Annotated in this window: 19 protein-coding genes; 7 read left to right on the top strand and 12 right to left on the bottom strand. The window is 68.6% G+C overall.

Going from position 1 to position 19,423, the window contains the following annotated elements; translation table 11 throughout:
• Positions 1-20: 20 nt before the first annotated feature.
• Together GBB76_RS03685 and GBB76_RS03680 are read right to left on the bottom strand one after the other, a co-directional pair.
• Positions 21-1,082, bottom strand: a complete 1,062-nt coding sequence (locus GBB76_RS03685; protein WP_152302033.1) for an enoyl-CoA hydratase/isomerase family protein — start codon at positions 1,080-1,082, stop codon at positions 21-23.
• A gap of 16 nt (positions 1,083-1,098) precedes the next feature.
• Entirely contained in the window at positions 1,099-1,410 is a 312-nt protein-coding gene (locus GBB76_RS03680; RefSeq protein WP_152302032.1) for an antibiotic biosynthesis monooxygenase, read from the bottom strand.
• A gap of 216 nt (positions 1,411-1,626) precedes the next feature.
• On the opposite strand from GBB76_RS03680, the gene hemB reads away from it, so the two are divergent.
• From hemB to GBB76_RS03650, 6 genes are all read left to right on the top strand, one after another.
• Complete coding sequence (gene hemB, locus GBB76_RS03675; RefSeq protein ID WP_152302031.1) at positions 1,627-2,688, top strand: porphobilinogen synthase; 1,062 nt, start codon at positions 1,627-1,629, stop codon at positions 2,686-2,688.
• 19 nt (positions 2,689-2,707) lie between these two features.
• Complete coding sequence (locus GBB76_RS03670; RefSeq protein ID WP_152302030.1) at positions 2,708-4,051, top strand: branched-chain amino acid ABC transporter permease; 1,344 nt, start codon at positions 2,708-2,710, stop codon at positions 4,049-4,051.
• 8 nt (positions 4,052-4,059) lie between these two features.
• Positions 4,060-5,286 (top strand): threonine ammonia-lyase, encoded by a 1,227-nt coding sequence (locus tag GBB76_RS03665; protein WP_152302029.1) that lies wholly within the window; start codon positions 4,060-4,062, stop codon positions 5,284-5,286.
• Between the two features lie 36 nt (positions 5,287-5,322).
• On the top strand, positions 5,323-5,838 hold the full coding sequence (locus GBB76_RS03660; RefSeq protein WP_152302028.1) for an RDD family protein: 516 nt from the start codon (positions 5,323-5,325) through the stop codon (positions 5,836-5,838).
• An 85-nt stretch (positions 5,839-5,923) separates the two neighbouring features.
• On the top strand, positions 5,924-6,673 hold the full coding sequence (locus GBB76_RS03655; protein ID WP_152302027.1) for an arginyltransferase: 750 nt from the start codon (positions 5,924-5,926) through the stop codon (positions 6,671-6,673).
• A gap of 92 nt (positions 6,674-6,765) precedes the next feature.
• Positions 6,766-8,781, top strand: coding sequence for a PhoX family phosphatase (locus GBB76_RS03650; RefSeq protein WP_152302026.1), 2,016 nt, complete (start codon positions 6,766-6,768; stop codon positions 8,779-8,781).
• A 134-nt stretch (positions 8,782-8,915) separates the two neighbouring features.
• Here GBB76_RS03650 and parC read toward each other — a convergent pair whose 3' ends face one another.
• Positions 8,916-11,150, bottom strand: coding sequence for a DNA topoisomerase IV subunit A (gene parC / locus GBB76_RS03645; protein WP_152302025.1), 2,235 nt, complete (start codon positions 11,148-11,150; stop codon positions 8,916-8,918).
• A gap of 250 nt (positions 11,151-11,400) precedes the next feature.
• On the opposite strand from parC, the gene GBB76_RS03640 reads away from it, so the two are divergent.
• On the top strand, positions 11,401-11,703 hold the full coding sequence (locus GBB76_RS03640) for a hypothetical protein (RefSeq protein ID WP_152302024.1): 303 nt from the start codon (positions 11,401-11,403) through the stop codon (positions 11,701-11,703).
• On the opposite strand, the gene recO is transcribed toward GBB76_RS03640, so the two are convergent.
• From recO to GBB76_RS03595, 9 genes are all read right to left on the bottom strand, one after another.
• Positions 11,696-12,424 (bottom strand): DNA repair protein RecO, encoded by a 729-nt coding sequence (gene recO / locus GBB76_RS03635; RefSeq protein WP_152302023.1) that lies wholly within the window; start codon positions 12,422-12,424, stop codon positions 11,696-11,698. The two genes, GBB76_RS03640 and recO, sit on opposite strands and share 8 nt — an antisense overlap.
• A 9-nt stretch (positions 12,425-12,433) precedes the next feature.
• A complete protein-coding gene (gene era / locus GBB76_RS03630) occupies positions 12,434-13,345 on the bottom strand; it encodes a GTPase Era (protein WP_152302022.1) in 912 nt (303 codons plus the stop codon).
• Complete coding sequence (gene rnc / locus GBB76_RS03625) at positions 13,342-14,061, bottom strand: ribonuclease III (RefSeq protein WP_152302021.1); 720 nt, start codon at positions 14,059-14,061, stop codon at positions 13,342-13,344. Before rnc ends, era begins: the two co-directional genes overlap by 4 nt.
• Positions 14,058-14,813 carry a signal peptidase I gene (gene lepB, locus GBB76_RS03620; protein WP_152302020.1) on the bottom strand — a complete coding sequence of 252 codons (756 nt, stop codon included), beginning with the start codon at positions 14,811-14,813 and terminating at the stop codon, positions 14,058-14,060. Before lepB ends, rnc begins: the two co-directional genes overlap by 4 nt.
• Positions 14,814-14,935: 122 nt before the next feature.
• Positions 14,936-15,346: a holo-ACP synthase gene (acpS, locus tag GBB76_RS03615; RefSeq protein WP_152302019.1), complete on the bottom strand. Its 411-nt coding sequence runs from the start codon at positions 15,344-15,346 to the stop codon at positions 14,936-14,938.
• A 16-nt stretch (positions 15,347-15,362) separates the two neighbouring features.
• A complete protein-coding gene (locus GBB76_RS03610; protein WP_152302018.1) occupies positions 15,363-16,139 on the bottom strand; it encodes a pyridoxine 5'-phosphate synthase in 777 nt (258 codons plus the stop codon).
• A 4-nt stretch (positions 16,140-16,143) separates the two neighbouring features.
• Positions 16,144-16,737 (bottom strand): orotate phosphoribosyltransferase, encoded by a 594-nt coding sequence (pyrE, locus tag GBB76_RS03605; RefSeq protein WP_152302017.1) that lies wholly within the window; start codon positions 16,735-16,737, stop codon positions 16,144-16,146.
• A 78-nt stretch (positions 16,738-16,815) separates the two neighbouring features.
• Complete coding sequence (locus GBB76_RS03600; protein WP_152302016.1) at positions 16,816-17,010, bottom strand: CsbD family protein; 195 nt, start codon at positions 17,008-17,010, stop codon at positions 16,816-16,818.
• Positions 17,011-17,076: 66 nt separating this feature from the next.
• Positions 17,077-19,278 carry a bifunctional (p)ppGpp synthetase/guanosine-3',5'-bis(diphosphate) 3'-pyrophosphohydrolase gene (locus GBB76_RS03595; RefSeq protein WP_152302015.1) on the bottom strand — a complete coding sequence of 734 codons (2,202 nt, stop codon included), beginning with the start codon at positions 19,276-19,278 and terminating at the stop codon, positions 17,077-17,079.
• Positions 19,279-19,423 lie beyond the last annotated feature (145 nt).

Raw genomic sequence — 19,423 nt, 5'->3', positions numbered from 1 at the left:
TTCCATACCGCAAAACGCGCTCAGGCAAGCAGCAATTCGTCGGGAAGCGGTTCGTCGAACAGGGCGGCGATGGCGACGGGGTCGACGTCTTCCAGCCGCGCCGGGCGCCAGGCCGGCTTCTGGTCCTTGTCGACGAGCAGCGCCCGCACGCCCTCGTAGAAATCGTTCTGGTCGAGGAGGCGCGTGACGAGCCGGAATTCCAGCCCGAGGCAGCCGGCGAGATCGGCCCCGAGGCCGCGCTGCATCTGCTGGAAGGCGATGTGCACGCTGGTCGGCGAGGCGCGCCGGATGGTGTCGAGCTGGCCACGGGCGAACTCCGCCGCCGGCCCCTCGCTCGCCCCAACTTTCTCCAGCGCGATGACGATGGCGTCGACCGATCCGCCGGCGAAGATGCGGTCGATGTCCGGATAGAGCGACTGGAGCGCCGGCGCCGGCGGGCGCATAGCCAGGCGGGCGAGCGCCGCATCCGCCGGCTCGCCCCCGGCCAGCGCCGCGAGCAGCCCGGGCCACCGCGCCACCGGCACGTGATGGGTGTAGAGCCCGAGCGCCACCGCGTCCGACATGCCGATGCGCGCGCCGGTCATCGCCAGCCACGTGCCACTCCAGCCCGGCAGGCGCGGCAGCACGAAGGTGCCGCCGACATCGGGAAACAGGCCGATGGCGACCTCCGGCATGGCGAAGCCGAGGCCCTCGCCGGCGACGCGGTAGCGGCTGTGGCCGGTGAGGCCGAAGCCGCCGCCGAAGCACAGGCCGTCGACCAGCGAGACGAAGGGCTTGGGATAGCGCGAGATCAGGTGGTCGAGGGCGTATTCGTCCCGCCAGTACTGGCGGGCCTCCTCCTTGCGGCCGGCACGGCCCAGCGCCGCCATGGCCCGCACGTCGCCGCCGACGCAGAAGGCGCGCTCATGCGCCGAACGCAGCACCACCTGCGCGATGCGCGGATTGTCGAGCCAGCCATCGAGGGCTTCGCGCATCGCCAGCACCATGGCGTGGTCGAGCGCGTTGAGCGCGCGGGGGCGGTCCAGCGTCACGATGCCGAGCGCCCCGCGCTCCTCGAAGCGGATACCGATATCGCTGCTCACGCTTGCTCCCTGCGCCTCATCGCGCTCCGTCCTGCCGAGGCTCGAAGCGCCGGACAACTTCGTACAGGCCGGGATCGAATTTGGCGATGGAGAGGGCTTCCTCGAAATAGCGCAAAGGTGCCGGATCGCGGCGCATCGCCTCGTAATCGTCGAGGCTCGCCCATTCCGCCCGCATGGTGACGCGGGTGCCGTCAAGGCTGCGATGGAGCGTCGCCCCGCGAAAACCCTTCGCGCGGTCAACGGTGCCTTCCGTCGCGGCGCTCAGGATGTCGAGCAGCCGTGACTGATTGGCGGGCTCGACGGTGAAGACGTTGATGACGGCGATCATGACCGGTCACTCCGAAGCTGGCGTCCGCCGCAGAGGATGGATTCCGGCAGCGCCGCGTCAACATGCCCCGCGACCCGTTGTCGGGCATCTACGCAATCACCCGGCTCAACGGGTCGCGCTCGCGGGCATATGAAGCTATAAACATTCGAAAGTGCCGCATCAGAATCCCGCATCTGAAATCCCTCGTGGCCGTCCCGGCCTCTTGCGAGCGTGCCCATGACCATTCCCTTCGCCCGTCCGCGCCCTGTCCATCCCGAGCCCGCCGGCCGGCCGGACCTGTCGTCGAAGCTCGATCTGGTTCAGCGCCCCCGGCGCAACCGAAAGTCCGAATGGGCGCGCCAGCTGCTGCGCGAGAACACGCTCACCGTCTCCGACCTGATCTGGCCGATCTTCGTCATGGACGGCGAGGCCACCCGCACGCCGGTCGGCTCCATGCCCGGCGTCGAGCGCCTGACCGTCGACGAGGCGGTGCGCGAGGCGGAGCGGGCGGCGCGTCTGGGCATTCCGGCCCTCGCTTTGTTCCCCTATACCGACCCTTCGCTGCGCACCGTCGACGGGCGCGAGGCGCTCAACCGCGACAATCTCGTCTGCCGCGCGCTGCGGGCGATCAAGGACGCGGTGCCCGAGATCGGCCTCATTACCGACGTCGCGCTCGACCCCTACACCAGCCATGGTCATGACGGGCTGCTGGACACCGAGGGCCGCATCCTCAACGACGAGACCGTCGCCGTGCTGGTCGAGCAGTCGCTGGTGCAGGCCGATGCCGGCGCCGACGTCATCGCCCCGTCCGACATGATGGACGGGCGCGTCGGCGCCATCCGCCGCGCGCTCGACGCGAGCGGCCATCTCGACGCGCAGATCCTCGCCTACAGCGCCAAATACGCCTCGGCCTTCTACGGTCCGTTCCGCGACGCGGTCGGCTCGTCCGGCTGCCTCAAGGGCGACAAGCGCACCTACCAGATGGACCCGGCCAACGGCATCGAAGCGCTGCGCGAGGCTGCGCTCGACATCGAGGAGGGCGCGGACATGCTGATGGTGAAGCCGGGCCTTCCCTATCTCGACATCGTCTATCGGCTGAAGGAGACCTTCGGCCTGCCGACCTTCGCCTATCAGGTCTCCGGCGAGTACGCGATGATCGAGGCCGCCGCCCGCAACGGCTGGCTGGACGGCGAGAAGGCGATGATGGAAAGCCTGATGGCGTTCAAGCGGGCGGGCGCCGACGGCGTGCTGACCTATTTCGCCCCACGCGTCGCCGAAAAGCTCGCGCGGGAGGCCTGAGCGGCCGCCGGGCGCGCCCATGCCCGCAGGAGCGCCGGTTCCCCTCTCACGCCGCCTCGCGCCGTTCCTCGTCTTCGTCCTGCTGCTGCTACCCGGCTGCGGCTCGGTCATCGATGCGGATCAGGCGCGGCTGTGCCGCGCCGTCGCACCAGCCCTGCATGACGAAGACACCGAGATCACCGAGACGGTGCTGCGCCCGGTGCCCGGCGCCGACAACACGCTCCACTACAGCTACCGCACGCGAGGCCCGCTCGGCAGCGGTCCGCACTGGCTGGCCTGCCGTTTCGCCGCGCGCACCGGCGCCGGACGCTTCGAGATCGTGGCCGTCGATACCGACCGCGGCCCGCTTGGCGAGGTGAAGCTCTACATCCTCAATCGCTGGTGGCTGCCGGAGGCCACCGAAGCGGCCCGCCCGCCGCTGTTCCGGCTCGGCCCCCGTAGCGCCTACTGGCTTCAGCAGGCGCTCGGCGGGCTGGTGCTGGCCGGCATCTACGGGCTCATCGCCACCGGCTTCGCCCTCGTCCACGGCCTGTATGGGCGCATCAACCTCGCCTTTGGCGAGATCGCGGTGGCGGGCGGCGCCTTTATGCTGGTCGCCGTCGGCGCTTTCAGCGCGGGGGGACGGCTCGGGCCCGGCACGCTGGGGCTCGCGGTGATGCTGGGCATCGGCGCGGCGGCCCTGCTGAGCTGGGTGGTGGGACGCGTCGTGTTCGTGCCGATCGCCGAGCAGTCGCGCTCGGCGCAGCCGGTTCTGATTGCCACCGTCGCCGTCGCCCTCGTGCTGGCGGAAACGCTGCGCCTGACCGCGCCGTTCCGCGAGAACTGGCTGCCCGCCCTGCTCAACCGTCCGCTCTACATCGCCGGACAGGACGGCTTCGTGGCGACGGCGACCCCGGCGCAGTTTCTCGCCGCCGGGCTGGCGCTGACCGGCCTGTCGGTCCTGCTCGGGCTGGTCCGCTTCACCTCCTACGGGCGCTCCTGGCGCGCCTATGCCGACGATCCGAAGATGGCGGCGCTGCTCGGCGTGCGGGTTCCGCTTCTGGTGGGCGGCACCTTTGCCCTCGCCGGAGCCTGTGCCGGGCTCGCGGGCGCCTGCGTCGTGATAGCCTATGGTACGATCGCGCCGGGCGACGGGCTGGCAATTACGCTCAAAGCCTTGATTTCGGCTATTATTGGCGGCATTGGCTCGGTGCCGGGCGCTTTTCTCGGCGCGGCTCTTGTCGCCGGCGTCGAAATCGTGTGGTCCACGGCCTTCGATATCGCGTATCGCGACGTGGTGATCTATTCCCTGCTCGCCGGCTTCCTCGTGTTGCGGCCGGGCGGGCTCCTCAATCGTGCGGCGCCGACGCCGCGAGAATTCTGAGTGGTTCGATGACCCTGCCCGTCTCTCCCGCCGACGTTGCCGCCGCACGCTTGCTGCTGGACGGCGCGGTGCTGCGCACGCCCACGCTGCCGGCGCCGCGCCTCTCGGCGATTACGGGCGCCCATGTCTATGTGAAGTACGAGAACCTCCAGGTCACGGCGAGCTTCAAGGAGCGCGGTGCGCTGGTGAAGCTTTCCAGCCTGTCGCCGCAGGAGCGCGCCGCCGGCGTCGTGGCGATGTCGGCCGGCAATCACGCGCAGGCGGTCGCCTACCACGCCGCCCGGCTCGGCATCCGCGCCACCATCGTCATGCCAAAGCACACGCCGATCGTGAAGGTGGCGGCGACCGAGGCGCATGGCGCCCGCGTCGTGCTGCACGGCGAGTCGGTCGGCGACGCCTCCGAGGAGGCCGACCGCATCGCCCAGCAGGAGCACCTCGTCTGGGTGCATCCCTATGACGACGCCCATGTCATCGCCGGACAGGGTTCCATCGCCGCCGAGATGCTGGAGGACGCGCCCGACCTCGACGCGCTGCTGGTGCCGGTCGGCGGCGGCGGCATGATCTCCGGAATGGCGGTCGCCGCGCGCGACATGCGGCCCGACATCGAGATCGTCGGCGTCGAGACGCGCCTGTATCCCTGCATGTGGAACGCGCTGCACCAGCAGAACCTGCCCTGCGAGGGCGCCACGCTGGCCGAGGGCATCGCGGTCAAGCAGGCCGGCGTGCTCACCCGCGAACTGGTCTCCGCCCTCGTCTCCGACGTGGTGCTGGTGGACGAGCCCACCATCGAGCGCGCGGTGAACCTGTTCCTGACGCAGCAGAAGACGCTGGCCGAGGGCGCCGGCGCCGCCGGGCTCGCCGCCCTGCTCGCCGATCCCGACCGCTATCGCGGGCGCAAGGTCGGGCTGGTGGTCTCGGGCGGCAATATCGACCCGCGCATCGTGGCCTCGATCATGATGCGCGAGCTGGAGCGCGAGGAACGAATCGTCTCGTTCCGCTTTTCCATGCTCGACCGGCCGGGCGAGCTCGGCATCATCTCGACGCTGCTCGGCGATCTCGGCGCGAACATCCTCGAAGTGGAGCACAAGCGCCACTTCCTCGACGTGCACGCCAAGGGCGCCCGTCTCGACGTGACGGTCGAGACCCGCGACCGCGCCCATGCCGACGAGGTGCACCGGGCGCTGATCGAGAACGGCATGGATGTGACGCGCATCGACTGGCACGCGGGCGGCTGACGCCGTGCGCGCAAACCGAAAGGCAGAGGACCCGGCATGAGCGAGGCGCCCTATTCCCGTGAGCCGAGGCCCTATGCCTTCGATCCGGTCTCCGAACCGGAATATTTCCACGGCGTTCTCTCCCGCCGCTTCGTCGCCTTCCTGCTCGACGCGGTCATCGTCTCGGTGCCGATCGCCATGGCCGGGCTGGTGATCTTCGTGTTCGGCTTCCTCACCCTCGGGCTGGGCTGGTTCCTGTTCAGCCTCGTCGGCCCGACCTCGGTCGTGTGGGCGCTCATCTATGCCGGCCTCACCCTCGGCGGCCGGCAGAGCGCGACGCTCGGCATGCGCGCCATGGGCGTCGAGATGCGCCAGCTCGACGGCGCGCCGATGACCCCGACCCTCGCCGTGGTCAGCGTCGTGCTGTTCTGGGTCGCGACCAGCGTGTTCACCCCGCTGGTCGCCATCGTCGCGCTCTTCAACGGCCGCAAACGCCTGCTGCACGACTTCATCATCGGCACCGTCGTGGTCAACAACGAGGCGCGGATCCTCGAACTGAGCCGCTATCGCTGACACGAAAGCGCGACCGGTGAAATTGGGGCTTTGACGTCCGGGCCGGGGCGCGCAATCCTTGGCGCATCCCCTGCGTGAAGAACCCGTGACCGAACACCCGCGCGACACACCGCAATTCTACCTCACCGCCCCCTCGCCCTGCCCGTATCTGCCGGGCCGGTCGGAGCGGAAGGTCTTCACGCATCTCGTCGGCGAGCGGGCGACGCAGCTCAACGACGTGCTGACGCATGGCGGATTCCGGCGCAGCCAGTCCATCGCCTACCGGCCGGCCTGCGAGCAGTGCCGGGCCTGCGTCTCGGTGCGGGTCTGCGTCGACGATTTCCGCGAGACGCGCAGCTTCCGCCGGGTCCGCCAGGCCAATGAGGACCTGATCGGCGACATCCGCGCCGCCGTGCCGACCGCCGAGCAGTATTCGTTGTTCCGCGCCTATCTCGACAGCCGGCATTCCGATGGCGGCATGGCCGACATGACCGTGCTCGACTACGCCATGATGGTGGAGGACAGCCATGTCCGCACCCGCCTCATCGAGTATCGCCGGCGCGGGCCGGGCACGGCGGTGCACGGGCGCGGACAGGGCGCGCTGCATGGCGTGGCGCTGACCGACGTGCTCGCCGACGGCCTGTCCATGGTCTACTCGTTCTACGAGCCGGAAGCGCCCGGCCGTTCGCTCGGCACCTTCATGATCCTCGACCACATCGCCAAGGCGAAGGCGATGGGCCTGCCCTATGTCTATCTCGGCTACTGGGTCGAAGGGTCCGACAAGATGAACTACAAGCGCCGCTTCGTGCCGCAGGAGCGCCTCGCCCCGGCCGGCTGGGTGCGCTACGACGAGTAGACCTGCCGCCGGTGTCATGCCCCTGTGATCGGCCCGGCCTAGCAGATTGGAACGTCTCCAGACCGGAGCGGGTCAACCTGCCGGAGCCCCCCATGACCGACGAAACCCGTGATCACGACGCTCAGAAGTCGCCCTTCCGCACCAGCCTTCTCGAAGAGGCCGAGGGCGCGGGCAGCAATCCGACCGTCAACCCGACGATGGGCGAACTCATCTCCATCCGCTTCTCGCGACGCGGCCTGCTGAAGGGCTCGCTCGCCGTCTCCGCCATTGCCTCCACCGTCGGCCCGATGGCGCTGCTGTCCGCCGAGAAGGCGAATGCGGCCGGCAATGTCGCCGGCAACTCGGCCTTCACCTTCGTCGAGGTCGAGGCGGGCGTCGACCAGACCCACCACGTGGCCGAAGGCTACGACGCCGACGTGCTGCTGCGCTGGGGCGATGCCCTGTTCCCCGATTCGCCGGCCTTCGACCCGAAGAACCAGAGCGCCGAGGCCCAGCGCCGCCAGTTCGGCTACAATAACGACTATGTCGGCTTCATCCCGCTCGACGGCTCGGCCGAGCACGGCCTGCTGGTGGTGAATCACGAATACACCAACGAACACCTGATGTTCCCCGGCATCGTCAATGTGTCGGAAGGCAAGCTCAAGGTGGCCCCGGCCGACCGGAAGCGCGTCGACATCGAGATGGCCGCGCATGGCGGCAGCATCGTCGAGATCCGCAAGGTCGACGGCAAGTGGCAGGTCGTGCGCGAGGGCAAGCTCAACCGCCGCATCACCTCCACCACGCCGATGCAGATCACCGGCCCGGCTGCCGGCAGCGACCGCCTGAAGACGGCGGAAGACGCGACCGGCACCAAGGTGATCGGCACGCTGAACAACTGCGCCGGCGGTGTCACCCCCTGGGGCACCTATGTGATGGCCGAGGAGAATTTCCACGGCTATTTCCTCGGCAAGCTGCCCGAGGGCCACAAGGAGGCCGCCAACTACAAGCGCTACGGCGTGCCGGAAGGCGCCTATGAGTGGGGCAACATCTATCCCCGCTTCGACCTCGCCAAGGAGCCGAACGAGCCGAACCGCTTCGGCTGGATCGTCGAAGTGGACGTGAACGACCCGAATTCGGTGCCGAAGAAGCGCACCGCGCTGGGCCGCTTCAAGCATGAGGGCGCCGAGTCGATCGTGGCGAAGGACGGCCGGGTGGTGTTCTACCTCGGCGACGACGAGCGCTTCGACTACGTCTACAAGTTCGTGACTGCCGGCACGTTCAACCCGAACGACCGCGCCGCCAATGTCGACCTGCTCGATTCCGGCACGCTCTACGTCGCCAAGTTCGACGCCGACGGCGCGCTGGCCTGGATGCCGCTGGTCTTCGGCGAGGGCCCGCTCACCGCCGCCAACGGCTTCGCCAGCCAGGCCGATGTGCTGATCGAAACCCGCCGCGCCGCCGACCTGCTCGGCGCCACCAAGATGGACCGGCCCGAGGACATCCAGCCGAACGGTGTCAACGGCAAGGTCTATGTCATGCTGACCAACAACACCAAGCGCAAGGACGACCAGGTCGACGCCGCCAACCCGCGCGCCAAGAACGCCTTCGGCCACATCATCGAGCTAACCGAGGCCGATGGAGACTTCGCCGCCACCAAGGGCACGTGGGAAGTGCTGCTGAAGTGCGGCGATCCCTCCGTGGCGGCGGTCGGCGCCTCCTTCTCCACCGACACCACGCGCAATGGCTGGTTCGGCATGCCCGACAACTGCGCGGTCGATTCGGCCGGGCGGCTGTGGGTGGCGACCGACGGCAACAGCCCGAAGGAGACCGGCCGCACGGACGGGCTCTGGGCGGTGGATGTCGAGGGCGGCGCCCGGGCGACGTCGAAGCTGTTCTTCCGCGTCCCGGTCGGCGCCGAGCTGTGCGGCCCGCTGTTCTCGCCGGACGACCGCGCCGCCTTCGTCGCCGTGCAGCACCCCGGCGACGGCGGCACCGACTGGGCGCCCTTCGGCCGCCCGTCCTACTACGAGGACCTTTCCACCCGCTGGCCGGACTTCAAGGACGACATGCCGGTGCGCCCGGCGGTCGTGGTCATCACCAAGAAGGACGGCGGCAAGATCGGCATCTGAGACCGTTTTCTACCGGCCGGTCCTCGTAAGGGGCCGGCCGGACGTCGCGTTGCGAGAGTGAGGCCCCCTACCGCGTTCCCCAACCGGACCGACGAAAAAACTTGGCCGCCGGCTCCCTCGGGCCGGCGGCTTTTTCAGGCGAACCTGTTGGTGCGCGGGAAGCCCTTGGGCGGCAGCCGGCCGGCGCCGGCGCGCTCGCCGCGCCATTCGGTGAGGTCGGTAACGGTCCAGGTGCGGTCCGACGTGTCGGTCCAGGTCAGGCCGTCGGCGGCGGCGAAGACCTTCACGTCGCTCATCGCGCCGTCCTTGTAGCGCTGGAGACGCACACCGCGCCCGCGCACCATCTCGGGTATCTGTGCCAGCGGGAACACCAGCAGCTTCCGGTTCTCGCCGATCACTGCCACCGTATCGCCGACCGCTGGCACCACCTTCACCGCATCCTGCCCGTCGACGCCCAGCACCTGCTTGCCCTTGCGGGTATTGGCGAGGCACTCATCCTCGGAAACGAGGAAGCCGCGCCCTTCCTTGGCCGCCACCAGCAGCCTGCGCCCGCCCTGATAGGGCAGCACGTCCACGATGTCGGCTTCCTGCTCGAGATCAATCGACAGACGCAGCGGTTCGCCATGGCCGCGCCCGCCCGGCAGCTTGGAAGCCTCCAGCGTGTAGAAGCGTCCATTGGTGGCGAAGACCAGCAGCTTGGCCGTCGTCTCAGTGAAGAAGCGCAGCTTGAGCTTGTCGTCACCCTTGAAGGCCAGCGTGGCGAGGTCGGCCACATGGCCCTTGAGGGCGCGGATCCAGCCCTTTTCGGAGACAACGACGGTGATCGGCTCGCGCTCCACCAGCGCCTCGATCACCGCGCCCGCATCGTGCGCGGCGGCCTGACCAAAGGTGGTCCGGCGGCGGCCGAGTGTCGTCTCGGGCGCGAACATCTTGCGCGTCTCGCCGAGCTGCCAGGCCACGGTCTTCCACTGCTTCGCCTCGGAGGCGAGCAACGCTTCGATGCCCTCCTTCTCCTTGGAGAGCGCGTCGTGTTCCTTGCGGATCTCGAATTCCTCGAGCTTGCGCAGGCTGCGCAGGCGCATGTTGAGGATCGCCTCGGCCTGCACGTCGGTCAGTTCGAACGTCCTGATCAGCGTCGGCTTGGGCTCGTCCTCCTCGCGGATGATGCGGATCACCTCGTCGAGGTTGAGATAGGCGATCAGGTAGCCGGCCAGCACTTCCAGCCGGCGCTCGATCTCGGCGAGGCGGTGGCGCGAGCGGCGCAGCAGCACCTCGCGGCGATGGTCGACCCATTCGCGCAGCGCCTCGCCGAGGCTCACCACCTTCGGCACCTGTCCGCCGACGAGAACGTTCATGTTGAGCGGGAAGCGCGTTTCCAGCTCGGTGAGCCGGAACAGGCTTTCCATCAGCAGCTCGGCATCGACGTTTCGCGCCCGCGGCTCCAGCACGAGGCGCACATCCTCGGCGCTCTCGTCGCGCACATCGGCGAGCAGCGGCAGCTTTTTCTCGTTGAGCAGGTCGGCGATCTTCTCCACGAGGCGCGACTTCGGCACGCCGTAGGGAATCTCGGTGACGACGATCACATAGGTGCCGCGCCCGGTCTCTTCCTTCTCCCAGCGCGCCCGCAGCCGAAAGCCGCCGCGCCCGGTAGCGTAGGCATCGGCGATGGAGGACGGCGATTCGATGATGACGCCGCCGGTCGGGAAATCGGGGCCCTGTACGAATTTCAGCAGGTCGTCGGTGGTCGCCTGCCGGTTTTCGATCAGATGCAGGCTGGCGTCGATCAGCTCGGCCGCGTTGTGCGGCGGGATCGAAGTCGCCATGCCGACGGCGATTCCGGTGGAGCCGTTGGCGAGCAGGTTGGGGAACGCCCCCGGCATGACCACGGGTTCTTCCGTGGTGCCGTCATAGTTCGGGCGGAAGTCGACCGCGTCCTCGTCGATGCCGTCGAGGATCAGGCGCGCGACCTCGGTCAGGCGTGCCTCGGTGTAGCGTTCGGCGGCGGCGTTGTCGCCGTCGATATTGCCGAAATTGCCCTGCCCGTCGACGAGCGGGTAGCGCTGCGAGAAATCCTGCGCCAGACGCACCATGGCGTCGTAGATCGCCATGTTGCCGTGCGGATGGAACGAGCCCATCACGTCGCCGACGATCTTGGCGCTCTTGCGGAAGCCGCCGCCGGGATCGAGCCGCAGCAGCCGCATGCCGTAGAGAATGCGCCGGTGCACCGGCTTCAGCCCGTCGCGGGCGTCCGGCAGGGCGCGGTGCATGATAGTGGAAAGCGCATAGGCGAGGTAGCGCTCCTCGAGCGCCGCCTTGAGCCCGATCGGTTCGATCGTGCCGTCGTCGGTCGGAATCGGTGGCTCACCCATGTCTTCTGCTAACCCGAAGCGGCGGCAGGAACAAGACGCGAACGCGGGTCCGGCCCGGCCGAGCCGGTTCCAACCGCTGCACTATCCCCAGCCAAGTGGATTCAAGGCGCCTCGGGCCCGAAGGCGGCCACCGTCGGCGCGCGTCTGCACAGGACATGTTCGATCTTGGTTTGAAAATCGAACTAAACTCTTTTCACTCTATCCCTATCGGAGTAGTCTTGCTCGTCTACGCGAAGCGGGGGCTTCCGGTATGAAGATCATTCTTGCGGCCTTGGCCGCGCTCACGATCACGACGGCCATCGCGGCGCCGGCAGCGGCCGCCAGTCCGCCGACCTATGTCTATCTGGGTCTGCGCGAGCAGGCCCCGCCGCAGACATCGGGATCGACAGGCTGGGTGAATGTCTGCCGCGAGCGGCAGGTGGCACGGCGCGATCCGCGCGGGCGGACCGTCTATATCCGTGTGCCCATGTGCAACACGGTCTGGGTCGGCCAGCGCTTCTTCTACAACGGCCGCTACTACGCCGATTCGACCTTCACCACGCCGCTCAACTAGCCGTCCGCCGCAGCGACGCCAGCAGCGACGCGCGGGCATCCGGCAGAGCGAGCCCGCGCGGTTCGAAGACCCGGCGCGCCAGGAAGTAGCCGGTAAGGTCGAAAGCGGCCTCCACGTCGTCGCGCGAGGGCGGCTCGGCCACTTCGCTGATCAGGAAGAAGGGCAGCTGCAGCAGCTGGGCCCGCCAGGGCTCGCCGGCATCGCGGCTCACCGCGCGTCCCGATTTCGGCGACACGTAGAGCAGGTCGTTGCGCCCGCCGGTCGCCGCGCAGCTTTCCAGATCGAGGCCGAAGCCGAGCTCCGCCAGCATCATCAGTTCCAGCCGGGCGATGATCATGCCGGTCAGGCGCGCCTCGTCGAGATGCCCGACCACGGCCTCCAGCGCCGCATGCAGGGCGGGATGGGGATCGCGTTCCGGCAGAAGCCGCAGCAGGCTGCCGATATGGCTCAGCGCGAAGGCGGAATGGGCGTGGGCCATCAGCCGGGCGGCGCGCGGCGTGGTGACTTCCAGCGCGAAGGCGCCGAGATGCTCGTCGAGCCGCGCCCGCCAGACCACGCTGACGCCGTTGCCGGGCTGGAGCGCCGCCGCCTGCCGGCGCGAGCCGCCGCCCCGCACGAGGCCGAGATGGCGGCCATGGGCAGCGGTCATCAGTTCGACGATGGCATTGGCCTCGCCGTGGCGGCGCAGGCCGAGGATGATGCCCTCGTCGGACCACTCCATCGGAGCGCCTCACTCGTGCGGGAAATCGAGCCCCATCTCGCGGTAGCGCTCGGGGTCGTCGGCCCAGTTCTCGCGCACCTTCACGAACAGGAACAGGTGAACCGGCGACTCGACGATCTCGGTCAGCTCCTTGCGGGCCGCCATGGAGATCGCCTTGATCGTCTCGCCGGACTTGCCGAGCACGATCTTCCGCTGGCTCTCGCGCTCGACGAAGATGGTCTGCTCGATGCGCACGGAGCCGTCCTTGCGCTCCTGCCAGGAGTCGGTTTCCACCGTCGAGCGGTAGGGCAGTTCCTCGTGCAGGCGATGGAACAGCTTCTCGCGGGTGATTTCGGCCGCCAGCATGCGCATCGGCGCGTCGGAGATCTGGTCCTCGGGATAGAGCCACGGGCCGAGCGGCAGGGTCTGGGCGAGCCATTCGCGCAGTTCCACGAGGCCGTCGCCGGAGAGCGCCGAGACCATGAACAGCCGGTCGAAAGTGATCAGCTCGGCCACCTTGGCGGCGAGTTCGAGCAGGGTATCGCGCTTCACCAGGTCGATCTTGTTGAGCAGGATCGCGCGCGGACGCTTCACGTCGACTAGCCCGCGGATGATCGCCTGCACATCCTCGGTGAGGCCGGCGCGCGCGTCGACCAGCAGCACCACGGCGTCGGCATCGCCCGCCCCGGTCCAGGCTGAGCGCACCATCGCCTTTTCCAGCCGGCGCTTCGGCGCGAAGATGCCGGGCGTGTCGACGAGGATGATCTGCGTCACCCCGTCGAGGGCGATGCCGCGCACCAGCGAGCGCGTGGTCTGCACCTTATGCGAGACGATCGACACCTTGGTGCCGACCAGCGCATTGGTAAGCGTCGACTTGCCCGCGTTCGGCGCCCCGATCAGGGCAACGAATCCGCAGCGCGTCTGTTCGGTCGACTCGTTCATTCGGTAACCTGTTCGAGGAACGCCGCAGCGGCGGATTTCTGCGCGTTCTGCTTGGACGGACCGGTCGCCTCGACCGGCGTATAGCCGGGCACCTCGACGGCGATCCGGAATTCGGGATTATGATCGGGACCGGAACGCTCGACCAGCCGGTAATACGGCGGCGGCAGACCGCGCCCCTGCGCCCATTCCTGCAGCGCCGTCTTGGCGTCGCGGGCGGAACTGCCGGGTGTCGACAGGCGCGGGCGCCAGAACCGCTCCACCGTCGCCTCGGCGGCCGCAAATCCGGCATCGAGATAGACCGCCGCCAGCACGGCCTCGGCGACGTCCGCCAGAATGGCCGGCCGCTCGCGCCCGCCGGTGCGGTCCTCGCCGGAACCCAGCCGCAGATGCGGCCCGAGGCCCATGGCGCGCGCCACGTCGGCGCAGGCGTCCTCGCAGACGAGATCGGCGAGGCGGCGCGAGAGCTCGCCCTCCTCCGCCTGCGGATAGGCCCGGAAGAGCATGTCGGACACCACGAGGCCGAGCACGTGGTCGCCGAGGAATTCCAGGCGCTGATAGGAGCGCACGCGCGCCTTCGTGCCCTGCAGGCCAGTGATCGAGCTGATGTGGGTCAGGGCGAGGCGCAGATGCGCGCGATCCCGGAAGCGGTGCCCGAGCGTCGCCTCAAGCACGTCAAGACCGGCGTCGTCGTCCGCGCGCGAGGGGCTGCGCGTCATCGCACGAAGGAGAAGATGCGGTCCCAGCGTACCGTCCAGGGCCACTTCCAGAACTGCCAGGCGGCGTCGCCTTCCTTCACCGAGAAGAAGATCATCTGGGCGCGCCCGATGAGGTTCTCGTAGGGGACGTAGCCGACCTGGCTGAGCACGCGGCTGTCGGTGGAATTGTCGCGGTTGTCGCCCATCATGAAGTAATGGTTGGGCGGCACCTTGTAGACCTGGGTGTTGTCGTAGAAGCCGTTGTCGACCAGATCGAGCGTGTAGTAGCTGACGCCGTTCGGCAGGGTCTCGGTCCAGCGCTTGACGCGCTCGACGCGCCCGCCGCCCTCGTCGTCCATCCAGTAGCCGGCATCCACGCGCTGCACCGGCACGCCGTTGATGTTGAGCACGCCGTTGATCATCTGGATCTCGTCGCCCGGCAGGCCGATCACGCGTTTGATGTAGTCGGTGCTCTCGTCGCGCGGCAGCTTGAACACCACGACGTCGCCGCGGTTCGGCGTCGAGCCGAGCAGGCGTCCGTCGAAAAGCGGCGGCGAGAAGGGCAGCGAGAAGCGCGAATAGCCGTAGCTGAACTTGGAGACGAACAGGTAGTCGCCGACCAGCAGCGTCTCCTTCATCGATCCGGACGGAATGTTGAAGGGCTGGAAGAGGAAGGTACGGATCAGGATGGCGATGAGAAAGGCCTGAAGGATGACCTTGATGGTCTCGCCGAGGCCGCCTTCCTTCTTCTTCTGTTCGCTCGTCGCTGTCATGTCGCTTTCCGGTGCACGTGCCGCACGGCGTGCGCCGCCGGCGGCGGCCGTCGCGCTCCTATAGCCGCTCGCAGACGAAGCGGCAACGCGCGCAAGTCACGTTCGCACGAGGTGACGGGAGGTCATCCCCCGTGCGATCCGGGAACCGCGCTGATGATAACGAAAGCCTGCGCCAGCGGCCCGTCATCGGTAATGGTGAGGTCAATGCGCGCCTCGAAGCCTGCCGGCGTGATGGCGTCCAGCCGGGCGCGGGCGCCGCCGGTCAGCTCCATGGTCGGGCGGCCGGAGGGAAGGTTCACCACGCCCATGTCGCGCCAGAACACGCCCTGCGCCAGCCCGGTGCCGAGCGCCTTGGCGCAGGCCTCCTTGGCCGCGAAGCGCTTGGCGTAGCTCTCGGCGCGGCGGGTGCGCCGGTCGGACCTGGCGCGCTCGACCGGCGTAAACACCCGGTCGAGGAAACGCTCGCCGTGGCGCTCCAGCACCTCGGCGACGCGCCGCGCATCCGTGATGTCCGATCCGATGCCGATGATCACGCGCCCTGCCCCGCTCTCACGCCGCCTGCGACGCGCCGAGGCGCGCACGCCCGCGCGCCATGGCGACGCGCATGTGGCGGACCGCCGCCTCCAGCCCGACGAAGATGGCCTCGCCGATGAGGAAGTGGCCGATGTTCAGTTCCCGCACCGGCTCCAGCGCGGCGATGGTTTCGGCGCTGGCATAGTCGAGGCCGTGGCCGGCATGGATTTCCAGTCCGAATGCGGCGCCCTGCACGGCGGCGCGACGCAGGCGGGCGAATTCCTCCTCCGCCTCGGCGGCCCGGCCCTCGGCGAGAAGATCGCACCAGGCGCCGGTATGCAGCTCGACCACGGCGGCGCCAATGTCGGCGGCACGGGCGATCTGGTCCTCGTCGGGCGCGACGAAGAGCGACACGCGGATGCCGGCATGGGCGAGCTTCTCGACCTTGTGGGCCAGTTCGATGCCGCCGCCGATCACATCGAGCCCGCCCTCGGTGGTGCGCTCCTCGCGCCGCTCCGGCACGAGGCAGGCGGCATGGGGCAGGTGTTCGAGGGCGATGGCGACCATTTCGTCGGTCGCCGCCATTTCGAAGTTCAGCGGCACGGTGAGGTGCTCGCGCAGGCGGCGCATGTCGGTGTCGCGGATATGGCGACGGTCCTCGCGCAGATGCGCGGTGATGCCGTCGGCTCCGGCGGCGCAGGCAAGCTGGGCCGCGCGCACGGGATCCGGCAGCGCGCCACCACGCGCGTTACGCACGGTGGCCACATGGTCGATGTTGACGCCCAGGCGGAGGGGAGAAACGACGCGGGTCATCGTCTCAGCCCTTCGCGCCCTGGATGCCGCGCGAGCCGGGCTTGACCGGCGGCAGTGCCGCCAGTTCCGGCGGCAGCGCGTCGGCGGGATAGGCCGGAATGTCGAGCCGCGCCAGCGCCACGAGAGGCACGCCCAGATCGGCCTTGCCGTTCGAGCGGTCGATCAGGCAGGCGGCGCCGACGACATTGGCCGTGTGCTCGGCGATGGAGGCGAGGCATTCGCGCGAGGACAGGCCCGTCGTCACGATGTCCTCGACCATCAGCACCCTGGCCTCCGGGGGAATGGTGAAGCCGCGACGAAGCTGGAAGCGGCCGTCCTCGCGCTCGACGAAGACCGCCTTGGCGCCGAGCTGGCGGGCGGTCTCGTAGCCGGGGACGATGCCGCCGACGGCGGGCGAGACCACATAGTCGATCTTGCCGAAGGCCGCCTCGGCCTTCTGCGCCAGCGCCTTGCACAGCCGCTCGGTGCGGACCGGGTCCTGAAAGATGAACATCTTTTGCAGGAAGACGGGGCTGCGCAGGCCCGACGACAGGATGAAATGGCCCTCAAGCAGCGCGCCGGCCGCACGGAACTCGGCCACGACCTCGTCTTGTGTCATTTTCAATGCCCGGAGGAAGTTTCAGAACGGGTGCGGTGATAGCCCATCCGGCCCGCCGCGTCACCCGTGCCGGCTCCCTCACGCCCCCGTCGGAGGCAACTCCCGGGCGAGGCCGTGCCGGCGGGCCCGCACGCAGGCGAGCGCGGCTTCTCCGGCGACCTGTTCGAGACGACCGCTCGCCGCCATCAGATGGTCGCCGGCCATCCGGCCCCAGAACTGACGGGCGGCGCCCGAGACGATGCGGAAACTGGCCAGGATCTGATCGTTCGCCATCGCGCGCTCCTCCGGTCGTGTCACGGCACTGCCGGGGCAACGCGGAGGTGGCCGTCCGGTTCCCGGTCAGCCGTTGACGCGCTCGACCGACGACACCACCGGACGCGCCCGCAGATCGGTGATGATGCCGTTGAGGTGGCGCAGGTCGTACACGCCGATGTCGATCACCATGCGGGTGAAATCGGCGGAGCGGGACGACATGCGCAGATTCTCGATGTTGCCGTCGCGCTCGCCGATCACCTGCGCCACCTGCGCCAGCGAGCCGGGCTCGTTGGTGGCGACGACGATGATCTGCACCGGGAAGCGCTGCGGGTCGTCCTCCTCGACGTCCCAGCGCACGTCCAGCCAGCGTTCGGGCTCTTCCTCGAACTCCTGCAGCGCCGGCGACTGGATCGGGTAGACGGTGATGCCCTCGCCCGGCGACAGGATGCCGACGATGCGGTCGCCCGGCACGGCGCCGCCATTCGGAGCAAAGCGCACCGGCAGTTCGCGGTTGATGCCGCGAATGGGAATGGCGGTCTTGGGATCGGGGTCGCTCTCGATACCGGGGATCTTGAATTTGAGGCTCTGGCCCTGCTCCAGCTCGAACCAGCCCTCGCCCTTGAGCGCGGCGCGATCCTCGGCGCGCGGGGCGGTCCATTCGGGATAGATCGCCTTCACCACGTCGTCCGAGCGCATCTCGCCGCGCCCGACCGCCGCGTAGACATCCTCCAGCGACTGGCGCGCGAGGCGGCCGACCGAGCCGGCGAGCTTCTCCTCGGAGAACACCTTGCCGGCGCGCACGATGGCCCGCTCGACGATCTTCTTGCCGAGCCCGGCATATTGTGCGCGCACCGCGGCGCGCGTGGCGCGGCGGATGGCGGCGCGCGCCTTGCCGGTGACGACGATGGATTCCCACGCCGCCGGCGGTGTCTGGCCGGAGGCGGTGATGATCTCCACCTCGTCGCCGTTCTGCAACTCGGACACCAGCGGGGAAATCTTGCCGTTGATCTTGGCGCCGACCGCCCGGTCGCCGACGCCCGTATGCACCGCATAGGCGAAGTCGATCGGCGTGGCCCGGCGCGGCAGGGTGATGAGCCGCCCCTTCGGGGTGAAGCAGAACACCTGGTCGTGGAACAGTTCGAGCTTGGTATGCTCGAGGAATTCCTCTGGGCTCGAGCCCTCGGCCAGCAGCTCGATGGTCCGCCGCAGCCAGGCATAGGCGCCGGATTCGCGGGTCAGCGGGTCGGAGGCGCCGTTGTCCTTGTAGAGCGCGTGCGCCGCGATGCCGTATTCGGCGATCTCGTGCATCTGCCGGGTGCGGATCTGCAGTTCGACGCGCTGGCGGCCCGGCCCGACCACCGTGGTGTGGATGGAGCGGTAGTCGTTCTGCTTCGGCGTCGAGATGTAGTCCTTGAAGCGGCCGGGAACGAGCGGCCATTTGGTATGGACCACGCCGAGCGCCGCGTAGCATTCCTCGATCCGCTCGACGAGGATGCGGAAGCCGTAAATGTCGGAAAGCTGCTCGAAGGCGACCGACTTCTGCTCCATCTTGCGCCAGATCGAATAGGGCCGCTTCTCGCGCCCCTTCACCGTCGCCGACAGGTCCTTCTGGGCGATGGCGTCGGACAGCTCGCGCTCAATGGAGGCGACCAGCTCGCCATTGTTCTCCTTCAGCGCCTGCAGGCGGTTGAGGATGGAATCATAGGCTTCCGGCGAAAGCTGGCGGAAGGACAGGTCCTCCAGCTCCTCGCGCATGTCGTGCATGCCCATGCGGCCGGCGAGCGGGGCGTAGATGTCGAGCGTCTCCTGCGCGACGCGGGAACGCTTTTCCTCCGGCACCCATTTCAGCGTGCGCATGTTGTGCAGCCGGTCGGCCAGCTTCACCAGCAGCACGCGCACATCGTCGGCGATGGCAAGGAGCAGCTTGCGCAGGTTTTCCGCCTGCTTGGCCTGCTTGGACACGAGGTCCAGCTTCTTGATCTTGGTGAGGCCTTCCACCAGCGCGCCGATCTGCGGGCTGAAGATCCTGTCGATCTCCTCGCGGGTGGCGTCGGTGTCCTCGATGGTGTCGTGCAGCAGCGCCGCGACGATGGTCGCGTCGTCCAGCTTCAGGTCCGTCAGGATCGCGGCGACTTCGAGCGGATGCGAGAAATAAGGATCGCCGGAAGCGCGCTTCTGCGTGCCGTGGGCACGCATCGCATAGACGTAAGCGCGATCGAGCAGCGCTTCGTCGGTATTGGGATTGTACCGGCGTACGCGCTCGACGAGCTCGTACTGCCGCATCATGACAGGGACTCGCGAGAATGGCCGGCCGGAATGGCCGATAGGCTAGATATCGTCCGGGCGCCGCAGAGTCGCAAGTCGCTTGTGCCTGCGCGGACGCCCAAAAACGCGAACGGCCCGGCACTGGGCCGGGCCGTCGCAGGTTCCG

The sequence above is a fragment of the Ancylobacter sp. TS-1 genome, from assembly GCF_009223885.1.
GTDB lineage: Bacteria > Pseudomonadota > Alphaproteobacteria > Rhizobiales > Xanthobacteraceae > Ancylobacter.
The sequence above is the reverse complement of the archived record's forward strand: the minus strand, read 5'-3'. Positions and strand labels throughout refer to the sequence as shown.